Raw genomic sequence first — 22,244 nt, 5'->3', positions numbered from 1 at the left:
TATTAATATAGATGCTAATTCCCTACTAGCTTATGTAATATTACGTAATTGTTTCGATACATCCTGTATATTCTTGTATTAACCCTTAGTCATTTATCTATTTTAAGGGTTAATAACCGATAAATTCGCTTACATTGTCATCAAAAGTTACAAATTCAAAGTTATTTTTAATTTTAAAGTCGCAATAGCTAATGAATTTTTTGATGAAGAATCATTTTATAAGCAATAGAACAGTCTTATACCTACCTCATTTACTTTTAACGCTAACACTATAATCAAAGTATTCTTAACTGCTAACACACTATAATTGCTGCTCTACCGATTCAATATCAGCATAAACTTGGGTTGTCCCGTCTTTATTGAGCTGCATAACCTGATAGGGCATGAATTTATTTTGATACTCCATACCTGGGCTACCAATAGGCATGCCAGGTACGGCAAGACCCATAGCTTGTACTGGCGGATTTTCTAAAAACTGCGCCATATATTTAGCGGGTACATGACCTTCAAAGACGTAACCATCCGTAGTGACTACAGTATGGCAAGAACGCATTTCATTTGGAACGCTGTAGCGCTCTTTAAATACGGCTAAGTCCGCAACATCTTGCGCGGTTGCACTTAGACCATTATCTTCTGCATGACTTATCCATTCTTTACAGCAGCCGCAATTGGCATCTTTATAGACAGTGGCTGATACGTTTTTTAGTAAGTCTGGTTTACTTACTGATGTCATCATAGAATTATTTATAACGTTTGGTTCAGCTGTCTTTGGAACAGCCAAAACATCTTCAGTTGATGCCGATGTTGTGCTTGCATCAGATACGCCACTACTCGGTTGGCTACAAGCAAATAGTGATGAGGCAGCCAGTAATAATAACGTACTACGCAACCCCTTAGACAGATAACGATTGCATATAAGACTGGATTTTATTTTTAAGGGGGGCATAGTGCTTTCTCATGTACTGTAGGTATTGTGAGCTATAGAAGATCAAGTAACACTTCATATCGTTTGGTAATGTAGCATAATAACCCATTAAACGGAGTACATAAATTCATCCATTGAGCAGTGCAGGCTGGTATCATAAGCAGTTTTTATTTTAAAATACTGCCTGTAGTATTAACGGCTCTATCTAAGTTTTGGATTTTGATTAAAAATTCAAGGCTCATAATTTTGGATAATTTGCGATGCGCCTGTCTACTATTAATCTACAAAAGCGTTTGAGTACTCACTTAAATCAATTACCGCTATCGCTTACGCTAGTAGCAGCATGGCTTGCAGGAGCTATTTTTTTATTTTCGCTAGCGCCTTATGGGTTTTGGCCGCTAGCAATAGTATCACCAGCGATTTTATATGCGCTGTTGGTGACAAGTATGAGTGGTCGTCGCGCTTTTATTATCGGTGAAGCTTACGGTATGGGGCTATGGTGCGTCGGCGGCTTTTGGCTCTATACTGCTATCCATGATTATAGCGATACACCAACGTGGCTCGCATTGATTATGATTGCATTGATGGGTCTCGGTATGGGACTATTTCATGGATTGTTAGCACTAGTCTTTAACCGTATGGTAGGCAAACAACCCTTTTCATTTGCTGCTCTTTGGGTGCTACAAGAATGGTTAAAAACTTGGTTATTCACAGGCTTTCCGTGGCTGTTTGTTGGTTATGCATTTACTGAAGAGTATTGGTTATCGTCCTTAGCACCCGTTGCTGGTGTTTTTTCCGTCTCTTTTGTTGCCATACTATTGGCTGCAAGTTTAGTAGAGCTACTGCTTCGGCGCAGTAGTTATGCCATCGTTTCTGTACTGTTATTAGCCATTAGCACATCATTATGGCTGGTCAATCCGCAATGGACAAAACCTAAGGGCACACCTGATCTGTCAGTGTCATTGATTCAAGGTAATATTTCACAAGATATAAAGTGGCTGACTAAGTATCAAGTAGAAACGCTAAAGATTTATGCGAAGTTAACACGCACTGAGTGGGGACGTGATGTTGTGGTGTGGCCTGAATCATCTATTCCTATGTTTCAGGATGAGGCTGCGGGCTTTATTAGTGAAATGATAGAAATGGCTAATGCGACCAATACGACATGGATAACTGGTATCCCTTATAAGGATAAAGCGGCATTCAATGCCAGTACGGATAAGTATCCCCCATTTTACAATAGCGTGATTGCTCGAGGTGTAGAAGCGGAAGGCCTATACAAGAAGCAGCGTCTAGTGCCTTTTGGAGAGTATATTCCATTTGAAGGCGTGCTCGATATTTTCCCAAGTTTGGCCGGTAGTCAGGATATTAAGAACTATAGTCGTGGTAGTGATCAGCAGTCACCTCTAAAGGTGCGTGGACACAATATAGGGACGGCTATCTGTTATGAGGTAGCTTATCCAGATACCACGCGTAAAAATGCCATCGATACTGAATTTTTGTTGACCGTCTCTAACGATGCCTGGTTTGGCACTTCAGCAGGACCATTGCAACATTTGCAAATGGTACAAATGCGCGCGCTTGAGAACGGGCGCTGGTTTATTCGAGCGACCAATACTGGTGTTACCGCTATCATTAACCATAAAGGTCGTATTGTAAAACGCGCACCGCAGTTTGAGCGTACTGTACTACGTGGTGAGATACAGGCACGGGTTGGTAACACGCCCTTTATGCTTATGGGAAATTATCCTATCTTGATAATAATAACCTTGTTATTACTACTAAGCTATTTTGGCAAAGGTCTAACCACACTTAGAAGACGAGGGTAATAGTAAACTTAATCATAATAATTTAATCAGTGTAAGTTTTTTATTTTTTCTAGGTAACGTCCTAACGCACGTAAATATAAAAGTTTTAAACTATTGACCCCTGCCGTCAAATCCGTATACATAAACTTGGGAGATTTTAATTACGCAGCCTGACGATAATAATCAAACCACACCTGTCTTGGCGATTGATAGCCCAAACCCTTTTGAATCCTCGTCTGATTGTAGTACAGCTCGATATAACTGATAATATCATTGATGGCTGTGAACCTTGTTTTATAGTCTTGATGATATACCAGCTCATTCTTTAATGTGCCCCAGAAGCTTTCTATCGGAGCGTTATCGAAACAGTTGCCTTTGCCGCTCATTGAGCCTATAAATTGATGCTGCTTAATGGTCTTGTGGTAGGCGTGACTGCAATACTGACTGCCTCTGTCTGAATGAACGATTAGCCCTTTGCTTGGACGTTTATTCTTGATGGCCATATTTAGTGCTTTGCAAACTAAATCTGCGGTCATACGCTTGTTAATAGCGTAACCGACAAGCTCTTTGGTGTATAAGTCTTTGACCCCTGCTAAGTACAGCCAACCCTCATTCGTCCAGATATAGGTGATGTCGCTGACCCACGACTCGTTAGGGCGCTTAGCATCAAACTTCTGATCCAGTACGTTTGGATAGACCAGCTTGTTGTGATTGGAGTCGGTGGTGACTTTAAAGCGCTTATGACGACGACATTTAATGCCGTGTTGCTCTTTGATGCTTCTTACCATATACAGGCTAATGTTATGGCCTTGCTCGCTTAGATGAGCATGCAGTCGATCTGCGCCATAACGTTCTTTCGTTTCATTGTGAGCCGCTTTAACCAGTAATTCAGACTGGTTGCGATGTATCTGTTGGTCGCTGAGATCACGACTTAGCCAGTCGTAATAGCTTGATGGCTTAACCCTTAACACACGGCACATAGTGGTGATGCGAAAGAGGAACTGGTTGTCTTTGATAAAGGCGTACCTGACTAGCTGTTTCTCGCGAAGTACGCCGTCGCCAACTCGAGCATAGCTCTCCCCTTGCGTCGGGGCGAAGCAGTGCTTCGCTTTATCCCTCCTCATTTAGTATTTCGCGTTCCTCTTCAGCCACTTTGAGCTGCCGCTTGAGCTGCTTTATTTCTTGAAGAGCACTCATAAGATCAGGATCGTATTGCTTTGTGCCGACAAGCTTGCCTTGATTGGCTTTGTTATGCCAATTTGATAGCGTTTGCATGGCAATGCCAAGCTGCTTTGCAGTGGCTGAGATATTGCCATTATTGTCTGATATCTTCTTGACGGCCTCGGCTTTAAATTCGTCACTGTAGGTTCTTACTTTCTTGGTCATGGTAAACTCCTGTCAATACGCTTAGTTTACCAAGTTTATCTCTACGGTTTCTTCAGCATAGCTCACCATGATTTTGTATCCCTTAATAGTATATTGTAGTATGTTGTATATAATATAACCCCAGTTCGGGATAAGGGCTCAAAAAAAAGATAAAAAAAGAAGTCCGAAGTTGCTAAAGTAAGTTTACCAAGACAAACTTCACAACAAGGACTTCTTACATGGACAACCTAACCGAACTATACTGCCATATTGACGACTTTTATCAGCAATTCAAACCTGAGTTTGACGCTCATTTAATCGCAACGGGACACCAAAGGTTAAGAGCATGCCAGATAAGTGTAGCAGAGATTATGACCATCTTGATACTGTTTCATCAATTACGTTATCGACAGTTTAAGGCGTTTTACTACCATCACATGCTTGGCATGATGAAACGGGAGTTTCCAAATCTGCCGAGCTACTCGCGATTTATAGAGCTTGTGCCGCGCAGTATCATACCACTGTGCAGCTACTTGCAAAGCATGATGGGCGACTGTACGGGTATCAGCTATATTGATTCAACCAAGATAGCAGTTTGTCATAACAAACGTATCTACCGTCATAAAGTCTTTGAAGGACTTGCAACCCGAGGCAAAAGCAGCATGGGCTGGTTCTATGGCTTTAAGCTGCACGCCATTATCAATCATAAGGGCGAGCTTGTATCTGTTAAAGTCACTGCGGGTAATACGGATGACAGAGTGCCTGTTAAGGATATGGCAACACCTGTGTTTGGCAAGGTGTTTGGGGATAGAGGCTATATTAGTAAAGCCCTAAACGAGTGGCTCACAAAACACAGTGATACTACGTTGATAACCAAACTTCGGCGTAATATGAAACCCCAATTACTTGAGCCTATGGATGAGGCACTACTCAATCATCGCTCTTTGGTTGAAACGGTGTTTGGAGAGCTTAAAAACTTGTGCCAAATCGAACACTCACGCCATCGTAGTGTGACGGGGTTTATCACAAACTTGCTGTCGGGTTTGATTGCTTATTGCTGGTTTCCCTATAAGCCCACCATCAAAAACATGCCTCAGCAGGGACAGGTAGCGACATTGTAAATAGTATCAATGAGTTACAATGTGGCTTATCCCGAACTGGGGTTACTAATAGGTAAACGTTTGGCGGCAAACTGCGCCCATGCCAAACTCGGTGCCAAACGCTGCCAAGCAACATGGTCACGCATAACGCCTATCGTTGGTAATACCACCTGCAAAATCGCCAAGATTAAGGCGGCTAGCAAGGCAAAATAACCCAATTCTGTGATTAACATACGGTCTAACCCTGTTTACTCTAATATGATTTAAGCTCACTGTAACGGTTGGATTTTTATTATTGGAAACTATTGAAATTTACTGCTATCTCTAGCTCCAATTGTTTTCGAAGTGTTTTGAAAAGCGTGCCGAAAGTAATAGACAATCATAAATATACAACCATCTTTTGTTAGGTAAGAAGAATATTGAATTAGTTAACCGGACTTATAACAGCCTAATGCCATCTAAATAAGACCTAGACGATCACACCTGAAAGACAGGCGCGAATCCACCGCCTGGCGTACGGAAGTTAGTCACCTGACCTTGATACACACGCGCAGCAGGTAGTAACAGTTTTCCGCCATACGTATAAAGACGTATATCTACCTTTCTTGTTGTTACGATGTCATCAATTTTGAGTGATCTCTCTCCTGCAGGGACAAAGGTCTGTGCGATATAATCTTCATCCAGAATGTTTTCGAAGACGCGTCGAGTCAGTTTGCTACCGCGATAAACGCCTTTGCTTCCATGACCAGCAACTGGCTTAAAAAACAGTTGCCGCCGAGTAAGCCACAACTCTGCTGCATCGTCTCTTGATACAATCTTAGTCCTCGGTACAGACCTTTCGAGGCACTCCACTGCAGCCTCATCCAGACCCCAAGAGCGCAATATTTGGGAGTCTGATAGCAATGTCAGGTTTTGCTTATTGGCCAACATAGCATGTACGCGGGGATTGGGTGTCACTACCACAGCACCCTCTAAATAAGCCTGCTTAAGCAATACATGGTCAGGGTCCTCAAATGCAAAGTCGACAAGCCGATTGTAAATCATATCGATTTTCTGGCCATGGGCTGTTAACGTACCGTCGATATACTCGAGTTCAGAGGGATCAAGTATCACAGTATCAATACCTCTAGCTTGGAGCAGTTGACAGGCTAACTCAAACTCTAAGAACATGAACTGACTCTCGGGGTCATTGTCCACAATGGCTATCCGATTGGGCATAGCAACAGCGGACTGTCGCTGCCACTCCTGTTTGAACATGTCAAACACTGCTTCCTCGAACCTACCTAGCATTTGATTGGTTGCAGCGCTTTGCTCTGAGGGGTTGCAACAGCGTTTTTGTGCGCGAGCGAGCAACACATTCAGAAATGCGCCACCGGCATTAGTATTGACCTCGATGAGCTGAGGTCTATCGCTACCCAAGTGAAAGTCATAACCCATGAGGGCCCCTATTGGGCCTGGGTCGAAAGCAGCTATTTCTGGTGCCCACGACAGCACTTGCTCTTGATACAATGGCAGTTCGGCAGCTGACTCGATAGCCCTGACGATTCGCTCCATCGCCTCTATCTCTGTTTTGGGAACGAACACGGGTGTTGTTGAAAAAAGCTTATTAAGCTCGTTCGCTCCTATTGGATTGTTTCTAGTTTCTACCAATTGATCTTGAAGGCTTGTATTAAGCGCTTTACGATCAAGGGTAATGCAGTAGCACTCTTGGTTAAGTCGATTTGCAAGACCGTCATTTTTTTCGTTGTTATTAGTTGGGTGTTCCATTTAGAGTCCGTCGCTAAGTAGAGTACTCACGCTGACATACTCTAGTAAAAAGTAAAAAAGGTTCTTGGCGTGTTTAAGTAGTGCTAGCTACTTTCTAATGTTTCATTCCCTGAGACTAAATCATTATTTCGTTCATTTTTAATTAATATCTTTGCTAAGAGTAAACCCAGCTCAAATAATAGCCACATAGGAATCGCCAACAACAGCATTGATACACCATCAGGCGGTGTCACTACCGCGGCGATCCCAAAACAGCCGACTATGATATAACGACGCTTATCTTCTAAAATTTGAGTAGAAACGATTCCGGCCATTATCAGCAATAAGGTAACCACTGGAATCTCAAAAGTCAGTCCAAACACCATAAATAGCTTGAGGGCAAAGCTCAGATAACTGTCAATATCGGTCATTGGTATAACGTTCTGCGGAGCGAACATAATAAAAAATTTCAATACCCCTTTGAGTACGACAAAGTAGGAAAAAGCAACACCAGCATAAAATAGAAATATCGAAGATAGCAGTACAGGAATGGCAATTTTCTTCTCTTTTTTATATAAGCCGGAAGCTACAAATGACCAAATTTGATACAGGATATAAGGCATTGCTAAAAATGCGGCGACGAATATCGTTAAGCGAATGGGTGCCATAAAGTTTGACGTTATATCAGTGGCAATCATGGTCGAATTGATGGGTAACTGCGCCACTAATGGGTCTGATAAAAGATTATAAAGCTCGCGTGAAAATCCCACCAATACTAAGAATATAATTAAGACGACCACGCATATTCTTATTAAGTGCGTACGCAGCTCGATTAAATGTCCGGTAATAGGCATATCGCCAAGCGTACCTAACGTATCTCCAGACTCACTATTCTGTGTTGTATCTGTTGGCGCCTCAAACTCTATATCTGTTATTTTTTCTTGTCGACTTTTTTGCCGTTTAAATAGGCTCACTGATCCGCCTCCTGTTTAATGAACGAGGAGGTAGTATTCTGTTGATGGTCTTTATCATAAGGGGTGATTGACTGATGTGAAGCGTCTAGGCTTTGGTTCTGTGACTGCTCAAACTTTTGCATACTGCCACGCATTTCTGCTAATTCGCGCTTCATATCCGACTCGGTCTGACGGATTTTCGCAAGTTCATTTTGCATTTGTTGACGTGTTTCAGCTAGATCAAGCTCAGCTTCTATTTCAGATTGTAGAGTGGATACTGTACGGCGCAGTTTGGCATACCATTGCCCAGCGGTACGTGCGGCTTGCGGCAGTTTTTCTGGGCCCAATACGATTAAAGCAATGACGCCAAACAAGAGTAATTCGGAAAACCCAATATCAAACATAACAGTCACATATATTAATAGACTACTTAGTGCCGCTATTTATAAGCGGCGCGCTTCATACTTTAGGCTGGTCATCAGTGGAAATAGGGCTGATTTCCATATCATCAGCCTGATTACCTACACGCGTATTTAAATCATTACTTGCAGCTGGCGTACTATTTTCATGGCTAAGCACATGATTTTTGCGAGCATTCTCGGGTTCTTCATCTTTGACCGCTTCTTTAAAACCCTTCACCGCACCGCCTAAATCTTTACCTGCATTTTTAAGCTTGGCAGTACCAAATACGACCACCACTACGACCAATAAAATCAGCCAATGTGTAATAGAAAAGCTGCCCATAACGGTATCCTTATATTTTGTGATCTTGTTTAGACCAGTATGTGTCAGTGTGCTTTAGAACACTTTTTACCGTACCAGAATTATAGTTTCAAACGGCGCAATCGCAGCGCGTTAGCAATCACCGAGAATGACGACAAGCTCATCGCTGCCGCTGCTATCATCGGACTGAGCAGAAGCCCAAATATGGGATAGAGCACACCTGCGGCAATAGGAACACCAAGTGCATTGTAGATAAAGGCAAAAAACAGATTCTGTCTGATATTGCGCATGGTGGCGTGGCTAAGCTTATAAGCTTTGGCAATGCCCATTAAATCACCTTTTAGCAGGGTAATGCCCGCACTCTCCATCGCCACATCGGTACCGGTTCCCATAGCGATACCAACATTAGCTTGCGCTAGCGCTGGTGCGTCGTTGATACCATCACCCGCCATAGCGACCAATTTACCGCTGTCTTGCATTTCTTTGACGATACGGTTTTTATCCTCTGGTGAAACATCCGCATGAACTTCATCAATACCTAATTTATTAGCGACTGCCTGAGCAGTTTTTTCGTTGTCACCGGTTAGCATCACAACTTTTAAACCTGCGTCATGAAGCAGTGAAATAGCCTCTTTAGTGCTTGGTTTAATAGGGTCAGCAACTGAAATAATACCAGCAGCTTTACCGTCTATAGCCACAAACATTACCGTTTCACCGTCTTTTCTACGGACATCAGCTTTAGTGGACAGCTCATTATCAAAACTATTTAGGCTTTCCATAAGCTTAGAGTTACCAATAGCGACTTTCTTACCATCGACCACGGCTTGTACGCCTTCGCCAGTAGTCGAATTAAAGTCAGTAGCTTTAGGAATAATGAGTGATCTTTCTTGAGCTGCTCTAACGATAGCTTCTGCTAAAGGATGCTCGCTAGCGCTTTCTACTGAGGCTACCAATGCGAGGAACTCGTCTTCATCTTGACCTACCTGCGCATCAATTGCGGTAAGCTCGGGCTTACCAGCGGTCAGTGTTCCGGTCTTGTCGACAACAATGGTATCGACTTTTTCCATACTCTCTAACGCTTCAGCATTTTTGATGAGGACGCCGTTTTGCGCGCCTTTGCCGGTACCAACCATAATGGACATCGGCGTCGCTAGACCAAGGGCACAAGGACAAGCAATAATCAGTACCGCAATCGCGTTAACCAAAGCATAGGTCATAGCGGGCTCAGGGCCGAATATCGCCCAGACAATAAAGGTTATGATAGAGGTGACAATAACAATAGGTACGAACCAACCCGCCACTTGATCTACCAATTTCTGTATAGGTGCGCGGCTACGCTGGGCTTCAGCAACCATTTGTACAATTTTAGATAATACTGAATCTGCTCCAACATTGACCGCTTCGACCAATAGCGTTCCGGTGCCATTTACCGTACCACCAGTCACTGTATCTCCTGCTACTTTTGATACAGGGATTGGCTCACCCGTCACCATTGATTCATCAACATTACTATTACCATCGATCACTGTACCATCTACGGGTAGTTTCTCACCTGGTTTAACCCGTAGCTTATCGCCAGTGACGACCTCATCAAGCGAGACTTCGACTTCTTCACCGTTTTCATCGACACGTCTTGCGGTTGGTGGTGCGAGCTCAAGCAAAGCTCTAATCGCACCTGAAGTTTGACTTCTAGCTTTGAGCTCTAATACTTGACCCAGTAGCACCAAGGTCACAATGACCGCTGCCGCTTCATAGTAGACTCCGACTTGACCAGAGGCATCTCTGAAACTGTCTGGGAAAACATCGGGGAAAAAGGTCGCGACAATACTAAAAATATAAGCAGCGCCTACGCCTATCGCAATCAAGGTAAACATATTTAGATTGCGGCTTTTTATAGACTGCCAGCCACGGACGAAAAACGGGGCGGCGCCCCAAAGCACTACAGGGGTCGCGAGCACTAACTCAGCCCATTGTAAGATCTTTGAAGAGATACCATACTGACTAAAATTAACTACGTTTAAGTCAAACATACCGCTCATCACATATATTAATAGCGGTACAGTCAACACGGTACATATCCAAAAACGACGAGTCATGTCGTCAAGCTCTGAGGTGTCCTCTTCACCGATAGTAAGCGTTTCGGGCTCAAGCGCCATACCACATATCGGACAACCGCTATTTCTAACGTCTCTCACTTCAGGATGCATAGGACAGGTATATACCGTGCCATCGTAATCAGCAGGTACTTTATCGTATTTACCGCCTTTAACAGATTTTACTCCGCTACTATCAGTATCCTTTCCATGACAGCTAGCGTGACTATCATCTTTAGCAACTTCGTCTTCAGGTTTAAGAAACATGCCACATATTGGGCAGTCACTTTTTTCAACATCTCTTACTTCTGGATGCATAGGACAAATATAAATCGTGCCGTTATAATTTTCTGGTATCTTGTCGTACTTATTGCCTTCGACAGACTTTAACTCAGTACTATTATTAGCATCCGCTCCATGACAATGCGCATGACTGCCCTCATTACTGTTGGATTCAGCAACCTCGTCTTCAGGTTTAAGAAACATGCCACATATTGGGCAGTCACTTTTTTCAACATCTCTTACTTCTGGATGCATAGGACAAATATAGACCGTACCGCTATAATTTTCCGGTACTTTATCGTACTGACCACCTTTGATAGATTTTTCATCGGCAATATGTTTCATAAAATCACTCCTTGAAGACAATAAATATTGATAATAAGTACAACTCTTAAAGCACTATCATCAATCCTCGATTGCTATTCATCTAATCATTAATCTAAAAACCTCTAAAAAATAATTTCTATACTTTTCAATTGGAATTTAGTTTTTATCACGCAAATACTTGAGCAGTGCCATGATTGTTAGTACTAGTACTGCGAAAAATAGTAGGGTGAATAACAAACAGATAAGCATCATAACCCAGCCCATGCCATACATCATTGAGCCGTTCATCATGCCATGCATTGACCCATTCATTATGATTTCTCCTCAGTCTAAACTGTGATCACTCCAACTCTTCAATAAGCGCTTGCATCTCAGCGATTTCACGCTTTTGTGCTTCGATAATGTCATCAGCAAGCTGACGTACACGTGGATCTTCGATATCAGCACGCGAACTGGTCAAAATAGCAATCGAGTGATGCGGTATCATCGCCTGCATCCAATCCACTTGATCGACCGTTTGCTGAGAGCGTACGCCCCAAAGACCAAAGGCAAATAAAACTACGCTAACCCCATAAACCATCAAGTTTATCTTGGTTTTTTTATACATATTGGTCATAAAGGCGAGCATGATAATTGCCATTACCGCGCCCATATACAGCGCCATATAAGCTCGGGTTTCACTAAAGTAAATATGATCCCACTGATAGGTGTTAAAATACATCATGATAAACATCACCACTGTGGATGTTAAAATCATGATTGTGAACTTTACATAAGGGTTCATTTGCTTCTGTTTATTATCCATATGGTTATTCATATTCTTGTCCTTAATTTAGTAAAAAGGCACCTAAATAAAGAGGTGCCTTTTTTTAGAGCTAGTGTTATAAACTGTTGTTACTTACATGGTTAACACTAGAACCAAAACATCACACCAGCAGTCAGACTATTAGAATCAACGTCTTCGTCCTCTTGACGACGTAAGTCTCGCGCATCACCCAAGGCGCTCTCGTAGCTGAAACCAACATAAGGCGCGAGCTGACGACTGAATGTCTCATAAGCCAGCCTAACTTCAGCTTCAAACTCATTAAAGCCTTTAGTAATACCGTTATCGGTATCATCTTTACTAAAGGCAGTCAGCTCCAGCTCTGGTCTGACCACCCAACGCTGATCTAAGCGCCACTCGTACGCTGCCCCAAGATCAAGCTGGACTTGACCATCAGTATATAGATAAGCTCTTGCGTCAGTCTCAACGAAGTACGGCGCCGTACCAGCAATGCCTGCCATGATTGCGGACTTATCGTTTTCAGTATTATAAGCAATACCCGCTTCTCCATTCCAGAGGATACCGAGCGGCTTCCAATAAGCGAGTGAGCTTAGACTATCGATCTCTTTATCATCGTTAGTTTGAGCACTACCTTCACTGCGTAGAGTGACACGATTACTATCAGTACCGTACCACGTATCAAACTCAAAATCGATTTGGTCATTCTCAAACTGATAGCCCAAAGTTTCTACTGACACACCCCATAACGGTAAGCTACCCATCATCACAGGCTTACCAAAGCGACCATAGGGAACACCGTTCGAGTAGTCAGGGCTTCGAGCATCGGCTGGTGCTTCGCCACCTTGCATTCCTGACATGTCCATACTGCCATGATCCATGCCCGACATATCCATGCCACTATGATCCATACCTGACATATCGCCCGACATATCCATGCCACTATGATCCATATCTGACATGTCACCTGACATATCCATACCACTATGATCCATATCCGACATATCGCCTGACATATCCATGCCACTATGGTCCATATCTGACATATCGCCTGACATATTGCCCGACATATCCATGCTGCTGTGATCCATATCTGACATATCCATACCAGACATGTCCATACTGCCATGATCCATGTTCGACATGTCCATACTACTATGGTCCATATCTGACATAGTCATGTCTTTTTTAACCGTGGACGGGTCAGCAGCATTAGCAAATGATGATGCTAATAATACCAATGATGATACCCCGGCGAACCGTAAACCTACTTTATGTATTTTCATCTCATCTCTCACCTATCAACCAAAGATTTGCTTAAACAACGGCAACTTCTCTAAACATCCCTGCTTCCATGTGATAGAGCAAGTGGCAATGCCATGCCCATCTGCCAGCTTCTCCGGTGACATCAAAGCTTATCTTTTGTGCAGGCTGTACCATTATCGTATGCTTACGTACTTGAAACTCACCTGAAGGCATCCGCAGATCGCTCCACATACCATGCAAATGCATCGGATGATTCATCATGGTGTCATTGACTAAGGTAATACGTACGCGCTCACCCGGCTTAATATTGACCGGTGCGGCATCTTTGAACATAACCCCGTCTAGAGCCCAAATATAGCGCTCCATGTTTCCCGTCAGATGTATTTCAATCTCTCTGGTGGGTTTGCGCTGCTCTGCCATTATCTCATCGCCGACAGAGCGCAACTGACTATAATTCAAAACCTTTCTATCAATGTTACGTAGATTAATACCAGGGTCATCAAGGTTCATACGCGGACTATCAACGCGCATATCGGACTTAAAGTCATATTCTGTTTTGGCATGTTTAGCGTTATAGCCATTCGATCCCATGGCGCCCATCATGTCGGCCATCGTCAGCCATTCGATTTTGTCCATAGCAGGTATCGCAGGACGAGCACCTTTTTTGGTAGCAAGCGTTGTCGCAACATAGCCTGACCGATCTATGTTTTGAGCAAATATGGTATGCGCGTCTTTAGTGGGCGTCACGATGACATCATAAGTCTCGGCCACCCCAATACGGAAATCATCGATATCGACGGGACTGACATCAATCCCATCCGTCGCGACGACTTTCATTTTTAGGCCGGGGATGCGTACATCAAATATCGTCTGCGCTGAACCATTAATAAAACGTAGTTTGACAGGCTGTCCAGCCTTGACAAGTTGCGTCCAGTTAGCCGCTGTGGTTTTACCATTCATAAGATAAGTAAACGTGGTCTCACCAGATAAATCAGTAAAGTCTGTCGGCATCATCCGCACCTGATTCCACGTTTTGCGCTTATCAAAAGCCGCCTCAAGATCCGTAGCGGCAATATCGGACAATAGCTTTTTAAAGTCTGGCAGATGATAATTATCAAAGTCAGCACGCTGCTTAAGTAGTTTTAGCAGATTATGCGGATCGCGATGCGTCCAATCACTAAGCAGGATAACGTGATCTTCCTCGATAGGATAGCGTTCGCGCCCTTTCGGCTCAATGACGATGGCCCCGCGCATACCGGTTTGTTCTTGGAAGCCAGTATGCGAGTGATACCAATAAGTGCCTGACTGTATCAGTTTAAATTTGTACGTGAAGGTGCTACCCGCAGGAATACCATCAAAGCTGATACCCGGTACGCCATCCATCTCAAACGGCACTAAGAGGCCATGCCAGTGAATAGAGGTCGACTCATTCAGCTGATTATGGACTCGAATGGTGACCGTATCGCCTTCTTGCATCTTAAGCGTTGGCGCAGGCAGTGAGTCATTTATCAGCGTTGCCATGCTTGACTTGCCGTTGACCGTTATCATCTTCTCACTGACATAAAGATCAAATTCATTACCCGTTAGTATAGGTACAATGTGATCGGCTCTATCACTATTGACTACGACATTTTGGCTTTTAGTTAAAGCACTATTAGCCATCGTCGGTAGTGTGGATAGCATCGACGCGCCGAGCAAGGTGGATGACCCTGTCAAAAAACGCCTGCGGTTAAATCTGTTTTTATTCATAATATTGACCTAAGTTAATCCATGAAATGAGAGTTGAACTTATATATCTGATAACTTATTAATAGAACTACATCTGCTGCGCTGGCGACTCAATAGCAGCATACACTTGAGTGCTGCCATCCTTGTTCAATTGCATGACTTTATAGGGCATGAATTTACCTTCATACTCCATACCGGGGCTACCAACCGGCATACTCGGTACGGCAAGTCCAATAGCTTGTGCAGGAGGATTTGCTAAGAATTCAGCCATGTATTTAGCAGGAACGTGACCTTCAAAAACATAACCATTAGTAGTGACGGTGGTATGACAAGAGCGCATTTGCTGCGGGACACCGTAACGCTCTTTAAATAAAGATAAATCTGTAACGTCTTGCGCAGTTGCGCTTAGACCATGACCTTCGGCATAGCCTACCCATTCTTTGCAGCAGCCGCAGTTGGCATCTTTATAAACTGTGGCTGAGACGTTTTTGAGTAATGATGACGAGCTGTTAACGGGAGCATTTGTAGGAGCAGAACTTTCATTTTGTACTTGTGCATTCTGGGTAGCAGACTGTTCAACCTTTACTGGTTGAGAATCAGAGCCACTGGTATTAGATTGGCTGCAAGCGGCTAGCGTTAACGAGAGTGACGATGTCACCACCAATAAAAGGACACGACTGGATAACCAGCTATGTCCATTAGAAAGCACATGTGTGTAATGTCTCATTAAATTACTCCTAAACGTCTATTATTATGCTCGATATTCTAAAAACTTACACCCTATATTTAATTCTTATGTACTTAACTAAAAACATTAAATGCAGCACTGTTCAGTACTGCATTATTAATATAATAGCGACAACCGTGAGTTAGGAGGCTTTCATATCTAGAAAGTATTAATGCTGCATTCCAGATCCATCATCCGACATATTCATACCCATATCACCACCATCTGACATATTCATATCACCATCAAATGACATGTCCATCATATCGCCATCTATCCTAGTGGTTAGCATCGTGTACTGAGCTTCATCTAATTCAGGTAACGATCTAATGAAGGCTACCATTGCCCACATTCTAGCGTCGTCATGAGAAGCACCCCACGTAGGCATTCCAGATGCCATAATACCGTGCTTGATTGCCCAAAAGCCTTGCTTTGCACCGTCTTCTGTTTGATAACGTTTGACAATATCAGCCTTGGTAAAGTTGGGCGGCTTTGGATATAAGCCCTCACTAAAGTCAGTTTGTGCCACTCCCGGAGACAAGTGACAGCCTGCACACATATCCTTATAGTCCGCGCCCCCAGAAATGATATCGACCTTCTCTAAGTCTGGTACCACAATATCTTTACTGGCATTTGCTATGGAACGATTGCGAGCGGTTTCCAAAAAGCTAAACATCATTGGGCTATGCTCTTGGTCAGCTCCCACATTGACAACACCACTAGTAACAACCGCAAACACGCCAACGATTGCCACAAATACGGTAAAGAGCGCACCCAATAAAAATTTCATATGTTTTCCTAAAACTTTATTTTCGTTAAGTGTTGACTGCTATTTAGCAGAGCTAAAATTTTTAAGATTTACTGTCGTTAGTAACACAGTTTTTTTGGTACATTTGCTTCATTTTACCCATGTTAGCCATCATTGCTTTCATAGCAGGATCTTTCATATCCATCTTGCTATGATCCATTTTTTGCATCATTTGCATATTCTTTTCCAACTTTTCACAGTTCATTTGATCTTTTTTAGCATGCAATTTTGGATCATGCGCCATAGCTGAGGTCGATACGACAAGAGCGATGACCGTCATTGCGATTGATTTAGACAGTAATTTAAATTGTGACATGATTAATTCCTATTATTTGGATTAAAGGTTATTGAGTTCAATAGCTGTTAAACCAGCCTAAATGATACATCATTTATTCTGACTGGCAGATGACGTTAAGATTACAATTCTGTCATTCTCACTGCTTTAGATTCTAATGCGCGATATATTCATTTAATATGGCTTCAGCATTTCTATCACGATCGCTACCATATTTTTTTACAAAATACTTTTCAGACTGCAAATGTTGATCTTGATGTTGAACCTGACAAGCCACTCTGGCGTCGACATAACTTTTCTTTTGCTCTTTGGACATTTGTGCATCATTATGATCTGCGTTTCTTGCAAAACTAGTGAGCGCATCACAATTACCGAGAACAGAAGCATCTAAGTTTGTGGTATGCGCATTGGCCGCTGACATGCCCACTAACATCGATACTGAAAGCAAAGCTGCTTTTTTTAATGAACTATAATTTTTCATATAAGACCCTTTAAAGATAAATAACAAACTGTTTAAGTAGGATAATTGCTTTACTCGTAGAGGCAGTCTGTATCAGAGACAAGCCAATATGCGGCGTTGATTTAGAATACTAAATGGTGGCTGACAGCTAGATGACACGGATATTACATGTTCGTTAGGAACAGCATAATATTGTCATCTTCTTGTCATTAAAACCAAATACCAGCATCTGTCTCTATCCAAAGAACACTGTTATAACAAGGGTTCCTGATAAATATATGGCTGATAAGCTAACAATGTTAGTGATACGCTGTTGACAACTATAATGATATAAAGGTAAGCAACGATGAAAGTACTGTTAGTAGAAGATGAGAAAAACCTTGGAGAATATATTAAGAAAGGCTTAACTGAGGCCGGTTTCATCGTGGATCATCACATGACAGGTTTAGATGGCTATCATGCGTTAATGACTGAAGATTTTAGTGTGGTTTTGATGGATGTCATGCTACCTGACGTCAGTGGCTTTGAGTTGGTACAGCGCTACCGAGCTGCTGGAAAGCATACGCCAGTTTTATTTTTAACGGCTAAAGATGATTTAAGCGATCGGATCAAAGGTATTGAAATTGGTGGCGATGATTATCTGACCAAGCCTTTTGCTTTTGCTGAACTGATTGTTAGAATAAAAAGCCTATTGCGCCGTGCCAATCAATCTGATTATAAAAGCTCGGTCATACACATAGCTGATCTGAAAATGGATATTGCTAAACGCACTGTATATAGAGGCGATACCAACATAAAATTGACTGCTAAAGAATTTGCTTTATTACAACTTTTCTTAGAACGTCAAGGTGAGGTACTGCCACGCACTGTGATTGCCTCACAAGTATGGGACATAAATTTTGACAGTGATACAAATGTCATTGACGTGGCTATAAGGCGCTTGCGGATAAAAATTGATGATGGATTTGATATAAAGCTGATTCATACGGTACGCGGAATGGGCTACAAGTTAGAGCCACTGGCTGTCGACGTGGATAGTGGCATGGGCGACGATAGTATTAATAAAGACAGTCTGACATCAAATGAGACATAAATCTAAGAATCGGCGTTGGTCACTGTTATGGCGAACTGTTTTTTTACTGACAATATTTGTTGTTATCTCTCAAGTTATTATTTATATATGGGTTCAGCGCTCTGTTAACGAGCACTTTGAGCAAATGGACTCAGAGATTATTACCCATGCAGCTTTTAACCTGCGTAAACGCATGGTGAATTTTAACGATCACATAGAACCTTTTACAGTGTCAAAGTCGCAAGCGCTAATTGATGCCAATCATCTACATTCTTCTTGGCTGGATTATGATTTAAAAACGTTAATATCAGACAAAAACGGCAATTTATTGTCCAGCGATCCCAGTAATTTCATCAATGATCTACCGGCAGATTTTAGCTTGTTACAACTATTGCAGGACTATCGCGATCAGCAGTTTATGATCAAGATAAATAATAGGTATTACCGAGCCATTATCATTACACATCAAGAGGTTTTGGCATTTATTGCTCTACCTATCGATGTGCATCATCAATATCTTATCCAGTTTAATCGCCAGCTGAGCTTGATACTTATCGCCATTACCTTATTATTGGTTTCAGTAGCAGCACTAAGTGTACACTGGGGTTTTGCTCCCCTAGCTACTATCGTACAAAAGATGAAAGGCATTAATCTTCAAAGGTTAGATGAAAGAATTGTGGTTGGCGATATGCCGTTAGAATTACGTCCACTAACGGAGTCTTATAATTCTATGATGGTCAAGCTTGAAAGTAACTTTGAATCATTATCACGGTTTTCAGACAATATCGCCCATGAGCTACGTACGCCAATAGCGACGCTGAGTACGCAAACGCAAGTCATGTTAACTAAGCCAAGAGAAAGCGACGAATACATTGAGCAATTGCATCATCAGCATGATACGTTAAAGCAGTTATCCGCCATGATTAACGATATGTTATTACTGGCAAAAACTCAAAAAGAGCTGAGTGATTCGCAAATCAGTCATGTCGATATAGAGAGCTTGATCACAAAGCTTATAGATTATTATGAGATGATTGCTGAGGATCGTGAGATAATCTTTGAAAAATCGGGTGATTTTAAAACAGTACTAGGTGATAAAGGCTTATTGCAACGGCTGTTTGCCAACCTGATGTCAAATGCGATTTATTATGCGGCTAGTAATAGCACTATTATGATATCCGCTACTGTCCTCACTTCAAGCACCTCGCTTAATGCGCCAAAAGACGATATTCAATCCCCAGAGCAGCTCTGGTTAAGAATAACTATGACCAACCGTCTAGACAAACCATTAAATCAGATTGAAGCCGATAAACTGTTTGAGCGATTCTATCGTCATGATAAAACGAATACGATGCATTCAGGAACAGGCTTAGGCTTAGGCTTATCTATTGTGCAAGCTATCGCCAATGCTCATAATGGCAAAGTTAGTATTACTATCAAAGATGAGTGTCTTTTTGAGGTTGCTGTAAAGTTGTTGATTGCCAGGTAGTAAATACCTTCATACTGTCTATGAACCGCTCAGATTAGATCGAAGGCGAGTTTACTTGGAAGGTCTCTCTATCCATAAGATGAGATTCTGACTTGCGATAGTTGTACTTTTCAATTGTTGGACAAAAAATTTCTTATATAAGCCTATTTCATACATTCTATTACCAATAATTATGGTGCCTTTATGATGATTCATCCTCAGTATGATCCCGTAGCGCTTTCCTTGGGTCCATTGGAAGTGCACTGGTATGGGCTAATGTATTTGCTAGCCTTTGCTGCCGCTTACGGTTTGGCTTGGTATCGCAGTACCAAACGCGACAATTGGACCACCGACATGGTCTCTGACTTAGTCTTTTATGGCGCGCTTGGTGTCATCTTAGGCGGTCGTATTGGCTATGTGCTGTTTTATCAGTTCGGTGAATTACTCCAAAACCCTGCCTATATATTAAAAGTCTGGGAAGGCGGTATGTCTTTCCACGGCGGCTTTATCGGCGTCATGCTAGGTATGTGGTTCTTTGCCCGTAAATATAAAAAGACTACCTTTCAAGTATTCGATTTTATCGTTCCTTGTGTACCAACCGGCTTACTGTTTGGGCGTATCGGCAACTATATCAATGGCGAATTATGGGGTCGCGTCTCAGACGGTGGCTATAACTGGCTGACCTACTTTCCGCAAGCCGCGGCGTTTGATATGGAGCAATTACAGAGCAATCCACAATTGCAAGAATTGATGATTGAAGTCAATGGTCAATACATATTGCCTCGTCATCCATCACAGCTATATGAAGCCTTTGCCGAAGGTCTGCTGCTATTTATATTCTTATGGTGGTATTCATCAAAACCACGTCCACGTATGGCCGCCTCCGCTGTATTCTTACTAGGCTATGGCATCAGCCGCTTTATCATTGAATTCTTCCGCCAGCCAGATGCTGACCAAGGATTCATATTATTAGGTTGGATGACCAAAGGGCAAATCTTAAGCGCGCCGATGATTATCGCCGGCTTAATCATGCTGATTTATGCTTACAAACGCGGTATTTATGATTGGGGTAAGCAGTCTGCATATTAGAAATAAGTGTCGAGGTGCATGAACAAATAAATATAAATGCAGTTCTAACAAGATACATTCCATTTGCAGAATTAATACCTATGTTAGTACAAGGATTTTTATTCCTAAACCTAATTTTTTCATCAGATAGTGGAACTTCAAAAGCTAAAAATAAATTTGGATATGTAACTTTTTATGTCAATGTAACCTATTTTAGATGTTATCTGTCTTTAAAATAACCAATTTCTTAGAAATTAATACAAGGAACTACATGATGTATCGCAACAATTACGTAAGATTACATAGTTCCTTAGCGAATTAAAATTCATATTGACACTATAAATTAGTATATTATTTTAATAATTGGTTAAACCCTATATAGCATAATTACTTCACCCACTAAAAAAACGTTTGAGGATTAAATCTAAATTAAGGATTTAATCCTCAAACGTTTTTTTCTGCTTATCAAACAGGAGATATTGTTGTCAGGTTGGTCAGCTATATTCTATAAATGTTACACGAAATTACATTATAAAATAGGTATTTTTTATCATTTTATAAGCTTAAAAAGAGCTTTTATCAGATTTTTATTAGTGATGACATGCTTTACAGCCTATGCTAAAGTCCGATTTGTGTTTTGGCTAACAGTTTGATTTCCAATAAATTTATAAGGTTTTAGCGAAATCGTTGATAATGCCGGCCGCCTATGGAATAAGGGTTTGCAGCATAATTATTAGTCACCACAATGTGTATATTCTTGAGTTGTTGAGATTTAATTGACTGCTCTGTTATGGGCAACAGACCATTTTGAATTAACCGTAGGTATTAGATTTATGAAACAGGCCTTATTGATTTTGTCAGTACTGGGTATGGGCATAGCACAAACGAGTACTGCTGCTGTAACGACCTTTCAAACAAGTAATAATATAACCAATATTTCTGCGGCATCAAACTACAGTTCGTCAAAAAATATTTATAGCACCAAAAGTGGTACTTATGTTTCTAGCAATGATGAAATCAGTCAAGCAATTAGCAACTTAAGTGCGCAGGCTCAACAAAAAGAGAATCAGCTTTCATCATTAAACAGCCGCTTATACGCTGAAAAACAACAGCAGCAAGTCAATAAGGTTCCTGACAGCAATTCAGCCCCCGCTATCGCTGCTGCTCGCGCCTCAAAAGTGGCTTTATCTGGCAGCTCTGGATATTGTGCCCGTTACGTACGTAAAGCACTACAATCAGCTGGTTATGA

The 22,244-nt window shown here is 41.9% G+C and carries 20 protein-coding genes and 2 pseudogenes; 6 read left to right on the top strand and 16 right to left on the bottom strand.

Annotated elements, in window-relative coordinates:
* Positions 1 to 301: 301 nt before the first annotated feature.
* The gene (locus JMX89_RS12265) at positions 302 to 946 is read right to left on the bottom strand and encodes a DUF411 domain-containing protein (protein ID WP_007394850.1); all 645 of its coding nucleotides are present in this window, start codon (positions 944 to 946) and stop codon (positions 302 to 304) included.
* Between the two features lie 239 nt (positions 947 to 1,185).
* Between JMX89_RS12265 and lnt the strand changes: the two genes are divergently transcribed.
* Positions 1,186 to 2,754, top strand: a complete 1,569-nt coding sequence (gene lnt / locus JMX89_RS12260; RefSeq protein WP_077449698.1) for an apolipoprotein N-acyltransferase — start codon at positions 1,186 to 1,188, stop codon at positions 2,752 to 2,754.
* 140 nt (positions 2,755 to 2,894) lie between these two features.
* Here the strand turns inward: lnt and JMX89_RS12255 are convergent.
* Positions 2,895 to 4,119, bottom strand: a pseudogene (locus JMX89_RS12255) (IS3 family transposase).
* A gap of 218 nt (positions 4,120 to 4,337) precedes the next feature.
* Between JMX89_RS12255 and JMX89_RS12250 the strand changes: the two are divergent.
* On the top strand, positions 4,338 to 5,219 hold the full coding sequence (locus JMX89_RS12250; protein ID WP_201532477.1) for an IS982-like element IS1599 family transposase: 882 nt from the start codon (positions 4,338 to 4,340) through the stop codon (positions 5,217 to 5,219).
* A 26-nt stretch (positions 5,220 to 5,245) separates the two neighbouring features.
* Here the strand turns inward: JMX89_RS12250 and JMX89_RS12245 are convergent, their stop codons facing one another.
* From JMX89_RS12245 to JMX89_RS12180, 14 genes are all read right to left on the bottom strand, one after another.
* Complete coding sequence (locus JMX89_RS12245; protein ID WP_011959996.1) at positions 5,246 to 5,431, bottom strand: hypothetical protein; 186 nt, start codon at positions 5,429 to 5,431, stop codon at positions 5,246 to 5,248.
* 244 nt (positions 5,432 to 5,675) lie between these two features.
* Complete coding sequence (locus JMX89_RS12240; RefSeq protein ID WP_201551697.1) at positions 5,676 to 6,965, bottom strand: hypothetical protein; 1,290 nt, start codon at positions 6,963 to 6,965, stop codon at positions 5,676 to 5,678.
* Between the two features lie 83 nt (positions 6,966 to 7,048).
* Positions 7,049 to 7,918, bottom strand: a complete 870-nt coding sequence (gene tatC, locus JMX89_RS12235) for a twin-arginine translocase subunit TatC (protein WP_011959994.1) — start codon at positions 7,916 to 7,918, stop codon at positions 7,049 to 7,051.
* A complete protein-coding gene (gene tatB / locus JMX89_RS12230; RefSeq protein ID WP_036599454.1) occupies positions 7,915 to 8,301 on the bottom strand; it encodes a Sec-independent protein translocase protein TatB in 387 nt (128 codons plus the stop codon). Before tatB ends, tatC begins: the two co-directional genes overlap by 4 nt.
* Positions 8,302 to 8,356: 55 nt before the next feature.
* A complete protein-coding gene (gene tatA / locus JMX89_RS12225) occupies positions 8,357 to 8,641 on the bottom strand; it encodes a Sec-independent protein translocase subunit TatA (RefSeq protein ID WP_011959992.1) in 285 nt (94 codons plus the stop codon).
* 80 nt (positions 8,642 to 8,721) lie between these two features.
* Positions 8,722 to 11,340 carry a copper-transporting P-type ATPase gene (locus tag JMX89_RS12220; protein WP_201551695.1) on the bottom strand — a complete coding sequence of 873 codons (2,619 nt, stop codon included), beginning with the start codon at positions 11,338 to 11,340 and terminating at the stop codon, positions 8,722 to 8,724.
* Positions 11,341 to 11,478: 138 nt separating this feature from the next.
* Complete coding sequence (locus JMX89_RS12215; protein WP_156770962.1) at positions 11,479 to 11,634, bottom strand: hypothetical protein; 156 nt, start codon at positions 11,632 to 11,634, stop codon at positions 11,479 to 11,481.
* Positions 11,635 to 11,662: 28 nt separating this feature from the next.
* On the bottom strand, positions 11,663 to 12,139 hold the full coding sequence (locus tag JMX89_RS12210) for a DUF305 domain-containing protein (RefSeq protein ID WP_093068433.1): 477 nt from the start codon (positions 12,137 to 12,139) through the stop codon (positions 11,663 to 11,665).
* Positions 12,140 to 12,234: 95 nt separating this feature from the next.
* Entirely contained in the window at positions 12,235 to 13,389 is a 1,155-nt protein-coding gene (locus JMX89_RS12205) for a copper resistance protein B (protein WP_201551693.1), read from the bottom strand.
* A gap of 31 nt (positions 13,390 to 13,420) precedes the next feature.
* A complete protein-coding gene (locus tag JMX89_RS12200) occupies positions 13,421 to 15,118 on the bottom strand; it encodes a copper resistance system multicopper oxidase (protein WP_201551691.1) in 1,698 nt (565 codons plus the stop codon).
* A 67-nt stretch (positions 15,119 to 15,185) separates the two neighbouring features.
* On the bottom strand, positions 15,186 to 15,824 hold the full coding sequence (locus tag JMX89_RS12195) for a DUF411 domain-containing protein (RefSeq protein ID WP_068037351.1): 639 nt from the start codon (positions 15,822 to 15,824) through the stop codon (positions 15,186 to 15,188).
* 169 nt (positions 15,825 to 15,993) lie between these two features.
* Positions 15,994 to 16,614, bottom strand: a complete 621-nt coding sequence (locus JMX89_RS12190; protein WP_201551689.1) for a c-type cytochrome — start codon at positions 16,612 to 16,614, stop codon at positions 15,994 to 15,996.
* A 61-nt stretch (positions 16,615 to 16,675) separates the two neighbouring features.
* Complete coding sequence (locus JMX89_RS12185; RefSeq protein WP_068037357.1) at positions 16,676 to 16,948, bottom strand: hypothetical protein; 273 nt, start codon at positions 16,946 to 16,948, stop codon at positions 16,676 to 16,678.
* Positions 16,949 to 17,081: 133 nt separating this feature from the next.
* Complete coding sequence (locus JMX89_RS12180; protein WP_011959984.1) at positions 17,082 to 17,408, bottom strand: hypothetical protein; 327 nt, start codon at positions 17,406 to 17,408, stop codon at positions 17,082 to 17,084.
* Between the two features lie 325 nt (positions 17,409 to 17,733).
* Here JMX89_RS12180 and JMX89_RS12175 point away from each other — a divergent pair, with 325 nt between their 5' ends.
* From JMX89_RS12175 to JMX89_RS12160, 4 genes and pseudogenes are all read left to right on the top strand, one after another.
* Complete coding sequence (locus JMX89_RS12175; protein ID WP_186475561.1) at positions 17,734 to 18,480, top strand: heavy metal response regulator transcription factor; 747 nt, start codon at positions 17,734 to 17,736, stop codon at positions 18,478 to 18,480.
* Positions 18,470 to 19,948: an ATP-binding protein gene (locus tag JMX89_RS12170; protein WP_201532485.1), complete on the top strand. Its 1,479-nt coding sequence runs from the start codon at positions 18,470 to 18,472 to the stop codon at positions 19,946 to 19,948. The genes JMX89_RS12175 and JMX89_RS12170 overlap by 11 nt, the downstream gene beginning before the upstream one ends.
* 183 nt (positions 19,949 to 20,131) lie before the next feature.
* Positions 20,132 to 21,016 carry a prolipoprotein diacylglyceryl transferase gene (gene lgt / locus JMX89_RS12165; RefSeq protein ID WP_011959981.1) on the top strand — a complete coding sequence of 295 codons (885 nt, stop codon included), beginning with the start codon at positions 20,132 to 20,134 and terminating at the stop codon, positions 21,014 to 21,016.
* A gap of 812 nt (positions 21,017 to 21,828) precedes the next feature.
* A pseudogene (locus JMX89_RS12160) lies at positions 21,829 to 22,244 on the top strand (CHAP domain-containing protein); the annotation flags it as partial.

The sequence above is a fragment of the Psychrobacter sp. DD43 genome (genome assembly GCF_904846555.1).
Taxonomy (GTDB): Bacteria; Pseudomonadota; Gammaproteobacteria; order Pseudomonadales; family Moraxellaceae; genus Psychrobacter; species Psychrobacter cryohalolentis.
This window is presented reverse-complemented; position numbering and strand designations above follow the sequence as displayed.